Source organism: Flavobacterium luminosum (assembly GCF_023635005.1).
In the GTDB taxonomy this organism is placed as follows: Bacteria; Bacteroidota; Bacteroidia; order Flavobacteriales; family Flavobacteriaceae; genus Flavobacterium; species Flavobacterium luminosum.
Window position 1 is genome coordinate 17,321 of sequence record NZ_JAMLJM010000010.1, and the last position, 12,072, is coordinate 29,392.

General features: G+C 34.2%; 14 protein-coding genes. 1 reads left to right on the forward strand and 13 read right to left on the reverse strand.

The genetic code is table 11. The features are described 5' to 3' along the window. Positions 1 to 29 precede the first annotated feature (29 nt). From NAT50_RS11105 to atpB, 9 genes are all read right to left on the reverse strand, one after another. Positions 30 to 308 carry a hypothetical protein gene (locus NAT50_RS11105; protein WP_250593298.1) on the reverse strand — a complete coding sequence of 93 codons (279 nt, stop codon included), beginning with the start codon at positions 306 to 308 and terminating at the stop codon, positions 30 to 32. Positions 309 to 373: 65 nt separating this feature from the next. Then, entirely contained in the window at positions 374 to 811 is a 438-nt protein-coding gene (locus tag NAT50_RS11110) for a GNAT family N-acetyltransferase (protein ID WP_250593299.1), read from the reverse strand. A gap of 178 nt (positions 812 to 989) precedes the next feature. Further along, positions 990 to 1,487, reverse strand: coding sequence for a hypothetical protein (locus tag NAT50_RS11115; RefSeq protein WP_250593300.1), 498 nt, complete (start codon positions 1,485 to 1,487; stop codon positions 990 to 992). Between the two features lie 178 nt (positions 1,488 to 1,665). Next, a complete protein-coding gene (gene atpG, locus NAT50_RS11120; RefSeq protein WP_250593301.1) occupies positions 1,666 to 2,523 on the reverse strand; it encodes an ATP synthase F1 subunit gamma in 858 nt (285 codons plus the stop codon). Between the two features lie 72 nt (positions 2,524 to 2,595). Further along, positions 2,596 to 4,173, reverse strand: coding sequence for a F0F1 ATP synthase subunit alpha (gene atpA, locus NAT50_RS11125; RefSeq protein WP_250593302.1), 1,578 nt, complete (start codon positions 4,171 to 4,173; stop codon positions 2,596 to 2,598). A gap of 16 nt (positions 4,174 to 4,189) precedes the next feature. Next, the gene (atpH, locus tag NAT50_RS11130; protein WP_250593303.1) at positions 4,190 to 4,723 is read right to left on the reverse strand and encodes an ATP synthase F1 subunit delta; all 534 of its coding nucleotides are present in this window, start codon (positions 4,721 to 4,723) and stop codon (positions 4,190 to 4,192) included. Between the two features lie 7 nt (positions 4,724 to 4,730). After that, positions 4,731 to 5,231, reverse strand: a complete 501-nt coding sequence (locus NAT50_RS11135) for a F0F1 ATP synthase subunit B (protein WP_250593304.1) — start codon at positions 5,229 to 5,231, stop codon at positions 4,731 to 4,733. 87 nt (positions 5,232 to 5,318) lie between these two features. Next, positions 5,319 to 5,516, reverse strand: a complete 198-nt coding sequence (atpE, locus tag NAT50_RS11140; RefSeq protein ID WP_008465835.1) for an ATP synthase F0 subunit C — start codon at positions 5,514 to 5,516, stop codon at positions 5,319 to 5,321. A 42-nt stretch (positions 5,517 to 5,558) separates the two neighbouring features. Next, entirely contained in the window at positions 5,559 to 6,728 is a 1,170-nt protein-coding gene (gene atpB / locus NAT50_RS11145; protein WP_250593305.1) for a F0F1 ATP synthase subunit A, read from the reverse strand. Positions 6,729 to 7,034: 306 nt separating this feature from the next. Here atpB and NAT50_RS11150 point away from each other — a divergent pair, with 306 nt between their 5' ends. Next, entirely contained in the window at positions 7,035 to 8,420 is a 1,386-nt protein-coding gene (locus NAT50_RS11150; RefSeq protein WP_250593306.1) for a T9SS type A sorting domain-containing protein, read from the forward strand. Here NAT50_RS11150 and NAT50_RS11155 read toward each other — a convergent pair. The 4 genes from NAT50_RS11155 to porW are packed head-to-tail and all read right to left on the reverse strand — an operon-like array spanning position 8,407 to position 11,976. Then, the gene (locus tag NAT50_RS11155) at positions 8,407 to 8,790 is read right to left on the reverse strand and encodes a hypothetical protein (RefSeq protein WP_250593307.1); all 384 of its coding nucleotides are present in this window, start codon (positions 8,788 to 8,790) and stop codon (positions 8,407 to 8,409) included. The two genes, NAT50_RS11150 and NAT50_RS11155, sit on opposite strands and share 14 nt — an antisense overlap. 11 nt (positions 8,791 to 8,801) lie before the next feature. Next, on the reverse strand, positions 8,802 to 9,029 hold the full coding sequence (locus tag NAT50_RS11160) for an AtpZ/AtpI family protein (protein ID WP_250593308.1): 228 nt from the start codon (positions 9,027 to 9,029) through the stop codon (positions 8,802 to 8,804). Beyond that, positions 9,019 to 9,405, reverse strand: a complete 387-nt coding sequence (locus tag NAT50_RS11165) for a bactofilin family protein (RefSeq protein WP_250593363.1) — start codon at positions 9,403 to 9,405, stop codon at positions 9,019 to 9,021. Before NAT50_RS11165 ends, NAT50_RS11160 begins: the two co-directional genes overlap by 11 nt. Positions 9,406 to 9,411: 6 nt before the next feature. Further along, positions 9,412 to 11,976 (reverse strand): type IX secretion system periplasmic lipoprotein PorW/SprE, encoded by a 2,565-nt coding sequence (porW, locus tag NAT50_RS11170; RefSeq protein WP_250593309.1) that lies wholly within the window; start codon positions 11,974 to 11,976, stop codon positions 9,412 to 9,414. Positions 11,977 to 12,072: the final 96 nt, after the last annotated feature.

Below are 12,072 nucleotides of genomic sequence, written 5' to 3' on the forward strand. Positions count from 1 at the left end.
CTTCTTTGTCGGAAATTCGTATCGGGGGTTCACAAGATTTGTTTTTTCTGAAAGTCCGACTCCATAATATCTGCTCTATCCCAGTTCGCATTTCCTTTAAAAGAAACCAAATAATTGAAATTATCTATGGGCTGTAAAGATTCTACTTTTCCTCTAAAATATAATTGTTGAATTTTTATCTCTTTGGGTAATCCCTGAGAGAAACGGATGTGAAAATTAGTCCCGGAACCTCCACCTCGAATTCCTGCAACCCAATTCTCGAAATATACTTCATCTATTTTTACAGGAAAAACATACTCTTGATGCATGATTGTTTTATTACTGCAACTCCATTGCAAAACACACCACAAAATAATTATAGCCCTTATGATCACTAACTCAATTGATTTTTATTAATTGTTTTTATAAAATGATATCCTCTTGGCGCAAATCCTTGATTGTAATAAAATCTATGCGCTGTATAATTTTCCACATAAGCATCAAGAACAATCATGGTACTTCCAAACTCGTGCGCTTTGGCATCGATGTAATCAGTTAATAATTTTCCTATTCCTTTTCCACGATAATCAGGATGGACCACAAAATTATCGATTTCTAAATATGGGCCAGACCATAATTTTATTCCTTTCCAAAAACCGGTAATTCCCGCGACTTTTTCTCCATCTAAAACTATGAGTTGTTTGTAATTATGAGGGATCATCTGTCTTAAGTAAAGTTCATATTTTTCTGCAGTCATCTTAGGATACAAATAGTGAATTGTTTCCAATTGTGCCAACATTTCTTCTAAAGTAGTGAGTTCTTTAAGTTGCATAGTGTCTTTAATATTAAAATATAAAGATAAAAAAGAATACTGATCTAAAATACCCCATATACCTTAGTATGTCGATTATCATCAAAACTTCAAAACATATATCCATTTCAAAATCACATCGAAAAAAAAGCCCCAGCGAAATCTTGCTGAGGCTTTTTATATAAAATAAATTTATCTTTTAATGAATAGGATTATGTCTTGTATTCAGTTTTGTTTTCTCAAATACATTAATCAATTTTTTAGCTTCATTAATAATATTTGTTCCATCCTTTTTATCATAATCGTTAGCGATCAACCCTTCACCTTCAGCAAGAGCTTTCTCAGGCATGTCTAAATAAAGATATATTTTTCCTAGATTAAAATAAGCAGAGTATCTAATTTTTCGACTTCCTTTATCATCACCAATGTATTTCGTTTTTAGTGATTCGAAATATTCTATTAAAGGTTGCATGTTTTTCGCAATCTCATCAATTGGCTCGTTAGCATTCATCGATTTGAAAATTACTTTAACGGCATCTACAGCTTCTTTTTGAATTTTTCCTTCTTCATCCTCAGAATCTATAATCCATAAATTGTCAGTAATTGTTTCAGGCGTAAAACCATATTTGTAATTGATAAAATCATAGGAATTATTAGCAACTTCATGGGCAAATTGACTCGCATAAAAACTATACAATTCATTCTTTTCAGGGGCTTTATCCTTTTATCTAAAAACAGCGATCGATGCCAAGAATAATGAAATAATTTTCATCATTTTGTAAATTTTAGTTTTTTTATTTGAGGTTATATAAAAAATGCCCCATCTAAGGGGCATTTAAAATATTATAGTTGAAAGCAAAAAATGCTTTTCAATATTATCCGTTCAGCGCTTCTGCACCACCAACGATCTCTAAAATTTCGCCGGTAATTGCTGCCTGACGAGCTTTGTTGTAAGTCAATTTCAACTGGTTTCTTAACTCAGTAGCATTATCAGTTGCTTTGTGCATTGCAGTCATACGAGCTCCATGTTCTGCAGCAAATGAATCACGAATAGCTTTGAACAATTGTGTTTTTAAAGATTTAGGAATCAATGTCATCACAATTTCTTCTTTTGAAGGCTCAAAAATATAATCCCCAGCAACCGCTTCCCCTTTAGCGATTGGTGCTAGTGGTAAAAATTGTTCTGTTTTTACTACTTGAGTGGCTGCATTTTTGAATTGGTTATATACTAATTCAATTCTATCATAATCTCCAGCAAAGAATTTAGCGGTTAAAGCCTCAGCAATTTCAGCAGCGTTCTCAAAAGTTAGGTTATCGAAAATAGCACTTTGGTTATCTACAATGGTATGAGTTTTCTTCAGAACGTCATTTCCTTTTTTTCCGATAGCTAACACATCGTATTGAATACCTTGATTTTTTTCGGTAATACTTTTAACTTCTTTGATCACGTTGGTATTAAAAGCACCACACAAACCTCTGTTTGAAGTGATGGCAACCACTAATACTTTTTTTACTTCTCTCTGGTTAGTATACGCTCCTCCTACTTCCCCCTCTAAAGTAGCCGAAAGATTTTGTAATAATTCGGTTAACTTCTCAGCATAAGGACGCATAGCAGTAATAGCATCTTGTGCTTTTTTCAACTTTGCAGCTGAAACCATTTTCATCGCCGATGTAATTTGCATCGTTGAAGAAACTGAAGTAATTCTATTACGGATTTCTTTTAAATTCGCCATTTTTTATACGTAAATAGTGATAAGAAATTGGTAATTAGCATGCACTAATCACCAATTCTCTTCACTAAATTATTAGTTATATTTTGCAGATACTTCTTTCGCTACTTTTTCGATAACATCAGTAATGTTGTCATCTAATTTACCAGCTTTTAAAGCATCTAGTGTATCTCTGTGTTTTGCGTTTAAGAATTCTAAGAAATCTTTTTCGAATTCTTTTACTTTATTCACAGGAACATTTCTTAACAAGTTTTTAGAACCAGCATAGATAATAGCTACCTGATCTTCTACCGTAAACGGAGAGTTTAAACCTTGTTTTAAGATTTCTACGTTACGTTTACCTTTTTCGATTACATTTAAAGTAGCCGCATCTAAGTCAGAACCAAATTTCGCGAAAGCTTCTAACTCACGGAACTGAGCTTGGTCTAACTTTAAGGTACCTGATACTTTCTTCATCGATTTAATTTGAGCATTACCTCCTACACGAGATACAGAAATACCTACGTTGATTGCCGGACGCACCCCTGAGTTGAATAAATCAGACTCTAAGAAAATCTGACCGTCAGTAATCGAAATTACGTTGGTCGGGATATACGCAGAAACGTCACCTGCTTGTGTTTCGATAATTGGTAACGCTGTTAATGAACCACCACCTTTAACGATTGGTTTCAATGACTCTGGTAAGTCGTTCATGTTTTTAGCGATATCATCGTCAGCAATTACTTTAGCTGCTCTTTCTAATAAACGAGAGTGTAAGTAGAATACGTCTCCAGGGTAAGCCTCACGTCCTGGTGGTCTTCTTAATAATAAAGACACCTCACGGTAAGCTACTGCTTGTTTAGATAAATCATCATAAACAATTAAAGCAGGACGACCTGTATCACGGAAATACTCACCAATTGCAGCACCTGCCATTGGAGCGTATACTTGCATTGGAGCAGGATCAGAAGCATTAGCAGCAACGATAACCGTATAAGCCATAGCTCCTTTTTCTTCTAACGTTTTTGCTAAAGCAGCAACCGTTGAAGCTTTTTGTCCAATAGCAACATATATACAGAATACTGGTTTACCAGCATCATAAAATTCTTTTTGGTTAATGATGGTATCGATACAAACAGTAGATTTACCAGTTTGACGGTCACCAATTACCAACTCACGTTGACCACGACCTACAGGAATCATAGCATCTACTGCTTTAATACCAGTTTGTAACGGTTCTGTTACAGGTTGACGGAAAATTACTCCAGGAGCTTTTCTTTCTAATGGCATTTCGTATAAGTCACCACCGATAGGACCTTTACCATCTATAGGAAATCCTAAAGTGTTTACCACACGTCCTACCATTTGTTCCCCTACTTTAAGAGAAGCAATACGTTGTGTTCTTTTCACTGAAGAGCCTTCTTTGATACCAGTTGAAGGGCCTAATAATACCACCCCAACGTTATCTTCTTCAAGGTTCAAAACGATACCTTCCATACCATTTTCAAACTCTACTAACTCACCGTATTGAACGTTTGAAAGCCCGTAAGCACGAGCAATACCATCTCCAACTTGAAGTACTGTTCCTACTTCTTCAAGGGTAGCACCAGATTCAAAACCTGATAATTGCTTTTTTAAAATTGCTGAAATCTCAGCTGGTTTAATATCCGCCATAATTATATTACAATAATTAATTACTTAACTCTCTTTTTAAAACTTGTAATCTGTTGGCTACGGAAGCATTGTACTGCTGGTCGCCTATTCTTAAAATAAATCCACCAATAATTGAAGGATCTACAGTATTTTCTATTGTGATTTTTTTATCAGAAAACTCTTTAACCTTAGCCATCACTTTAGCTTCCATTTCTGGAGTCATTTCAACAGCCGTAGTTACTTTAGCAACTTGTAAACCGTTAGCCTCATCAAATAGTTTATTGAATTCTACTGTGATAGATTCTAACAATTCAAATCGTTTGTTTTCTAATAATAATTGAAATAAACCTTTGCTTACAGCATTAGCAGAAGCAAAAACTTCCAACAATGCGTTGTACTTTATTTCATTTTTTAAAGTAGGGTTTTCGATAAAAGCCGCTAACTCTTGGTTTTCCTTAATCGTTTTAGCAATCAAGATCATGTCTTGGCTAACTTCAGAAGCAACGCTTTTGGAATTAGCTAAGTCTAAAATTGCTTTCGCATAGCGAATGGCTGCTCTTGTACTTGACATGATAGAATTAGTTTAATTTTACATCACCTAACATTTTCTCAACCAATTTCATTTGAGACTCTTTGTTAGATAATTCTTCTTTTAATAATTTTTCAGCAATCTCTAATGAAATAGAAGATACTTGCGATTTTAATTCAGCCATAGCTGCATTTTTCTCACTCTCGATAGAAGCTTTCGCTTGCTCAATCATTTTTTGACCTTGAACTTGTGCTTCTTCTTTTGCGTCAGCAATCATTTTTTCTTTCATTTCACGAGCTTCTTTTAATAAAGAATCACGCTCTAAACGCGCCTCTTGTAAAATACGCTCATTGTTCGCTTGTAAATCTTGCATTTCTTTTTTAGCATTATCAGCAGCTAATAAAGCATCTTTGATACCTTCTTCTCTAGCGGTGATAGATTCCATAATTGGTTTCCATGCGAATTTAACCAATAACAAAATCAAGATTACTAAAATAATTGCTTGCCAAAAAAACAGACCGAATGAAAAATCGTTATATAATTTCTCCATTATGTTGAATATAAAATGATTTAATTTTTTAATTGATAAAACAAGACCTGTAACCAACCGTTACAGGTATTGTTTGTTTTGTCTTTATTATTTTCCTAAGATTAAAGCAGCAAATGCTAAACCTTCTAATAAAGCTGCGATGATGATCATCGCTGTTTGGATTTTACCTGCAGCTTCTGGTTGACGAGCAATAGCGTCCATAGCAGAACCACCGATTTTACCTAAACCTAAACCAGCACCGATTACTACTAAACCTGCACCTACTAACGTTGGAATAGTTCCCATAAGTATATATATATAAAATTAAACTTCTAAATTAATTATCTATTAATGATGTCCTTCTTCGTGGTGATGATCTTGTACCGCCATACCAATAAATAAAGAAGACAACATAGTAAAAATAAATGCCTGTAAAAATGCAACTAATAATTCAATAACCGAAATAAATAATGTTAATCCTAAAGAGATTGGCATATCAGAAACTAAATTTTTACCCACGAAGATTAATGAAATTAAAGTCATTATCACTACGTGACCTGCGGTAATGTTTGCATACAAACGAACTAATAACGCAAATGGTTTTGTTAATGTACCCAATAATTCAACTGGAATCAAAGCAATCTTCATCAATACAGGTACACCCGGCATCCAGAAAATATGACCCCAATACTCTTTATTCGCACTAAATTGCGTAATAATGTAAGTAAATGTAGCTAAACAAATAGTTACTGCAATATTTCCTGTTACGTTGATTCCTAGAGGAGTCATTCCTAAAAGGTTTAATAACCAGATAAAAAAGAACACCGTCAATAAGAATCCCATAAACTTACGGTACTTTTTCTCTCCAATATTTGGAATCGCCACTTCATCTCTAATGAAAAGAATTAGTGGTTCTAAAATTCTTCCAAAACCTGATGGGATAGGACCTTTTTTATAAGAGTTTGCTAAACTAATAAACATGAATAACAACATGGCAGAAACAACCAACATTGACAATACGTTTTTAGTAATAGAAAAATCTAATGGTTTTTGATTCGTTGGGTGATGATGCTCATCGTACGTAATTGTACCGGCAGCATCTGTTTTGTATATTTTACCGTGGTATAATTTATAAAAATTACCGTTAACTTCTGCTACAGTTTCTCCATGATGGAATTTCGAAGAAGAGAACACTTGTAAACCATTATCCCATAAAATTACAGGCAATGAGAAACCATAATGCTTACCTTCTTTTTCATCAGAGAAAAATGTAAAATCATGAGAATCCTGTAAGTGATGCTCTATGAAAGCAGTTACTTTTTCTTTTTTCTCTTCTTCAGGAGTTAAAGTTTTTACCTCGTGAGCTGCATTTGCATGAGTAGAATCATTAGCAACAGCATGAGTTTCGTGTGTACTTACCTGAGTTGAATCAGTAGTAGGATTAGCGATTGCTGCCGAAGCTAACAAAGACATCCATACTGACACTATTAATGATACCGACTTGTTTGAAATCACCATAAAAAACTATTAAGCTAGTGTTTAAATTTGGTGCAAAGGTACATTTTTTATTAATATCCAAAACGTTTAAAATATTTTTTTTAGAAAAGCCGTTTGTGTTTCTCATTTTCAAGGTTTTATCTTTGAGCTAATCTTCCTTTTTTGAAAGAATTCTTTTGAAGTTATTAACAAATAGAAATGGGATATGACTCTAAGATTGCTTATTTTTCAACGATGAAATAAAGTATTTCATCGAATAAAATGTCGATAAAATTGTTAATAAATTATTTTTCGTTACTTTAGCCTCTGGCCAAAAACAAGATTTTAATGAGAAAGATATTACTTTTTTATTTTCTATGTCCTTTTTTACTCCAAGCACAATGTTGGAAAGAAGTTTCTACTGGAGGTGTTCACACTATAGGATTGAAAGATGGAGGGACTTTATGGTCTTGGGGTAGAAATAATCAAGGGCAACTAGGAACAGGAGAAAATACAACTATTACTAATAAAATACCTAAACAAATAGGAACAGAAAGTAATTGGGTTAAAATTTCTGCAGGAAATGCTCACAATTTGGCTATTAAAACAGATGGAACGCTTTGGGCTTGGGGTAGAAATCTTGATGGACAGGTAGGCGTTGGTACTAGTACTTCTTATTTTAATTTTCCCCAACAAATAGGTTCTGATACTGATTGGGAATTTATCTCTGCAGGAGACGAGTTTTCTTTAGCAATAAAAAAGAACGGCACGCTTTGGGCATGGGGTGACAATGCATTTGGACAATTAGGCGACAATTCCACCTCTGATAAAAATACACCTATTCAAATTGGTATAGCAACTGATTGGTCTTTTGTATCTGCGGGAACTGAACATTCTTTGGGAATAAACAAAAATGGAGAATTGTGGGCTTGGGGAAAAAACAGTAGCGCTCGATTTGGGATTAATACTCCATCATATTCACATGTGCCTATTCGCATAGGTAGCGATACAGATTGGTCTGTAGTACTAGCTTCTCGAGAACACGGCGTAGGATTAAAAACCAATGGAACTTTTTGGACCTGGGGTTCGAATGCCACAGGACAGTTAGGGGATGGTACAACAAGCCCTAAAACATCTCCCATCAACATCGTTGCTTTTAATGAAGCGACTGCAATTGCTAAAGGCCACCAACATACACTAGTCATAAAAAAAGATGGAACACTTTGGTCATGGGGTGGTAATGCAACTGGACAATTAGGCATTGGAACGCCACTATCCCCAACGGCACCTGGACCAACTTTAACCCCAACTCGAGAAAACACATTCAACAATAGTTGGGTTTTTGTGAGCTCAAAAATTACCCACACCGTAGCTATTAAAAGTGATGGTAGTTTGTTTACTTGGGGAAACAATATAGGAGGACAACTTGGTGACAACACTCAGACTGCTAAAAGTTCACCAACATCGGTTTCTTGTCCTACTTTAGGATTAGACGATATAGCAGTAAAAGAAAATATTATGGTGTATCCAAACCCGGTAACAACAATTTTGAAATTTAAAAACACCGAAGATATCCCATTCTCTTCTATAGAAATTCTAGATATCACGGGGAAAGTATTACTTCAACAAAATTTCGCGACCGAAATCAACGTAGAAAACCTAGCGAATGGAATCTATTTTGTTCGAGCGAATGGAGGTGATGTTGTATTTCAATCCCGATTTATGAAAAACTAGTTTGGTTTAATTTTTTCGCTGTATGGAACGTTTCTAAAAAAAGGTAAAAGATAAACAATCCGTAGAAATTCCATTTTTCGGTGGAAGAACCATCAACTTCCATGATAAAATGACTTCCGATAAAATAAATTATAGCCACTTTAACAGAGGTGATTAGTAAAAAAGTCATTCCTACTAGTTCTTTATTTTTCTTAAACACCAAATTCAGTACTATTGTTACCAAAATAGATAATAACAGCATTAAAATATGGGTTTTTTCTAAACTTAATTGAAACGTTGAAGTATCGATATTAAGTACTGAAAAAAGAATTTTTTCTATAACATAAACCACAAATCCTGCTACTAGTATTGGTGCGATGGTTTTGAACATTTCTATTTTTTTTATTTATTCCCTATTTTATTCACTTGTTTGATAACCTGATACAAAGCAACTACAACCCCCAACAATGTAAGCAATTGACTGTAGTAGATTGTACTGCTAGGATGATTAACATCTAACCATTCACCTAATTTGAAAAATACAAATATGATGAGTCCCATCTGAAAAGGAATATTGATTAACGACATCCATTTATTTATTCCTCTTCTATCGGGTTTTTTATTTTCCATGAGTTGTCTCTGCTGTATTCACAACTGTTTTCATTACACAAGTCGCATTAAAATTAGCTCCTGGTTCTACAACTAATTTCCCACAAGTAACCTCACCATTAATAACAGCGTTCGTCTTTACATTTAACATTTCCTGAACGACAATTTTACCTTCAACTTTGCCTTCCACATCAACGTTAAGACAGTGAATATCTCCGGTCACACTTCCTGCGGGTCCTACAACCAATTTCCCTTGAGAAGTAAAGTTGCCAACTAAATTTCCATCTAATCTGAAATCTGCTTTAGACTGAATGTTACCTTCAATACTAGTTCCTTCTACAATTCGGTTAGTTTTACCGAGGGCATCGGTATACGATTTTGAGCTTTCTTTGAACATCATTTTTTAAATTTTAAGTTCTAAAAATTGATTGAAATTTTTATGCACCTGGATCACGGCATAATTCTCTGAAGAAATAACGTGAGCCGGTGTTTTAATTTTATAATCTTTTGTCGTTTGAAGTAATTCAACTAAATATACCGAAAATTCTCTAGAAGAAATTCCATGAATAACTACAAAATTTTCTGTTTCGTTATAAACATCGTACGATACTTTAAATTTACTGTAGTCCTTTTCTAGAATATACTTGTTGATTTTTTCCATGAGTTGTACCGTAGCAGGATCTTCTTTTTTACCTACTTTATACAAGACCTTCCAACTTGTAGCAGTGGTATCAAGAGAAATAGCCATTTGTTCCATTTTTGGAATACTTTCCTTCAAGATATCCTGAGCTTGAGTGGCTTCTTTACTTTCAGGGTACGTTTCAACCACATGGGTCATTGCTTTTTTGTAAGCTGCAACCCCTTGTAATTTTCCTAGAACACTCGCTTTTAACAACTCAAATTTCGGTATTAAATTGTCACCGGCAAATTGACTCAAAGACTGATCGATCGTTGCCAAAGCAGAAGAAAATTCCTGATTCGTATACGATTTATAACAATTATTATACACTTCAGTCGGTGTTAAAGTTACTGTACTATTTTCTACAATTTGTCCACTTAAGATTTGAGCATATCGCGTATTAGGATAATTAAGAACAATATTGTTTTTTAACGTTTCTGCTTTAGAAGGATTCGTTGTTTGATAAATCTGATACAAATTATAGAGTGTTGGCAGTACCAATCGTTCTTCAGGGGTACTGGCTAAAACCTTTTCAAATTTTGAAGTCGCCAATTCTAATTCAACAAACTTTTCTTTATAGATTACTCCTAACTGATAATTCGCAAAATTGCGCTCTCGAGCCAAACTGTCTAAAATAACAGGAGATGTTGGCAATTGTTTTAGATAAAATTCTGTTGTGTATTGCTCCGGAATAGCTTCTTCCTTTTTAGGCTCTGGCGTTTGATTGTTTTCCGCGATTTTAACTTCTTCCGTTTGAATCGACCAACGCCAATTTTCTTTCAAAGCTCTTTTCCCCCAAAGTTTCTGGAATTCTACTTTTCCGTAAGCCACGGTTGTAGGCGTATAAAAATAGAAAGACCCTTTATCTTGAGGTAAATTAAACCCTGAAGGATTTTGCGGCATTCCACTGTTAAGGTTCGGATTGTCTTCGGTATTTCTTTGTGCTTCTTTTTGCTTTTCTTCTAGAGCTATTCTAGCTTCCTCTTTGGCCTTAAGTTTAGAAATATGTTTTTCGAAAAAACTTTTTTGATCTTCTGCCGAAATAGATGATAGATAAAGAATACTGTCGTTATGTTTTACAACGCCTTCGAATTTGATGACATCATTAAGATTTTGACGCTTTTTTGAAATCACAAAATACTCTTTATTCTTTTTCATCAAACGTGTCAGAGTACTATCATAATACTGACCTGCAGTAACATATTGGGTTCGGTCAAAATAAATAGTGGCTAGATTTCTATATGCCGAAGCTTGCAAATAAGCATCCGTTGATCCTGCTCTTAACGATTTATTGTAGAACTTAATTGCTTGATCTTTTTTATTCAAATGATCATAAAATAACCCCATTTCGAAATTCAAGACATCGAGATACGGTCTGTTTTCTCTATCTTTAAATAACTTGGCATACTTTTTCAAAAATGTTACAGTATCTTGAGTTGCATCTACTACTTGCGCTTGTTTGGCATGAGCACGAATAACATAATTTCGAGGAGATTTACGCTTCATGTCTATCACCTCTTGAAATTTTGAATAAGCACTATCGTTGTATTGAAGCGATTGGTAAATTTGTCCTAAAATAAAATGATATCGAGCTCTTTCCTCATTTAACTTTGTAGAACCAATAGCGATTTTTAGCGGTTCAATAGCCTTCTCTTTTTCCTCTAAGTTGATGTACGCCTGAGCCAACATCGCGTTAGCATCCGCCTTAACCTGAGGTTTTAATTTGTCTTTTTTTAATAATAATTCTAGATTTTTAACCGCTAAAGCATCGTTTTCCAAACGTATATTGGTTTTTTCTCTCCACACCTTCGCTTCATAAATCTTATCCGAATTCGAATATTTGTATAAAATATAATTAAACGCTTCTAAAGCCGGAACAAATCTTTTGTCATAATAACGGGCTTTTCCAAGTAACAAATGAGCTTCATCCATTTGCATATTCTTTTCTTTTCCCTTAATATTCATAGAATGCTTTTGTATTGCTTTGGTGGCTTTCTCTTCGGCACGATCAAAATTTTTATTTTTCCCTTTTTGACCCGGAAGAAAGGCTTCTTCGTCTATTTGCATTCGTTCAATGGGTAGGATTTCCCAAAAATTATCCGAATAACCCGTTTTTAACTCATTAATACCCGATTGTAAAGCTAAATCGCCATTATAAAGAGTATTATACTGCGTATTTAAAGCGTGCCAATTACGATTAACGAATGTATTTTTTTTTGTAGAACAAGCTACTATTACAAAAAGTAAAACAAGAGGAGAAAGATATTTTAAGTATTTTATTTTCAACATAAAAAAGTTTTAAAATATAAACTTCAAAATTAGTTTTTTAGTATTATGACCCGTAAATGTACGTTTCTTTTTGAAATTCTTACCAAATCATGGCTT

Bases quoted from the DNA above. Each gene is read 5' to 3' on its own strand.
- atpE (WP_008465835.1), bottom strand. From the start codon at position 5,516: ATGGGAACTATTCCAACGTTAGTAGGTGCAGGTTTAGTAGTAATCGGT.
- NAT50_RS11155 (WP_250593307.1), bottom strand. From the start codon at position 8,790: ATGTTCAAAACCATCGCACCAATACTAGTAGCAGGATTTGTGGTTTAT.
- porW (WP_250593309.1), bottom strand. From the start codon at position 11,976: ATGTTGAAAATAAAATACTTAAAATATCTTTCTCCTCTTGTTTTACTT.
- NAT50_RS11105 (WP_250593298.1), bottom strand. From the start codon at position 308: ATGCATCAAGAGTATGTTTTTCCTGTAAAAATAGATGAAGTATATTTC.
- atpB (WP_250593305.1), bottom strand. From the start codon at position 6,728: ATGGTGATTTCAAACAAGTCGGTATCATTAATAGTGTCAGTATGGATG.
- atpH (WP_250593303.1), bottom strand. From the start codon at position 4,723: ATGTCAAGTACAAGAGCAGCCATTCGCTATGCGAAAGCAATTTTAGAC.
- NAT50_RS11165 (WP_250593363.1), bottom strand. From the start codon at position 9,405: ATGTTCAAAGAAAGCTCAAAATCGTATACCGATGCCCTCGGTAAAACT.
- NAT50_RS11135 (WP_250593304.1), bottom strand. From the start codon at position 5,231: ATGGAGAAATTATATAACGATTTTTCATTCGGTCTGTTTTTTTGGCAA.
- NAT50_RS11160 (WP_250593308.1), bottom strand. From the start codon at position 9,029: ATGGAAAATAAAAAACCCGATAGAAGAGGAATAAATAAATGGATGTCG.
- NAT50_RS11150 (WP_250593306.1), top strand. From the start codon at position 7,035: ATGAGAAAGATATTACTTTTTTATTTTCTATGTCCTTTTTTACTCCAA.
- atpG (WP_250593301.1), bottom strand. From the start codon at position 2,523: ATGGCGAATTTAAAAGAAATCCGTAATAGAATTACTTCAGTTTCTTCA.
- atpA (WP_250593302.1), bottom strand. From the start codon at position 4,173: ATGGCGGATATTAAACCAGCTGAGATTTCAGCAATTTTAAAAAAGCAA.
- NAT50_RS11110 (WP_250593299.1), bottom strand. From the start codon at position 811: ATGCAACTTAAAGAACTCACTACTTTAGAAGAAATGTTGGCACAATTG.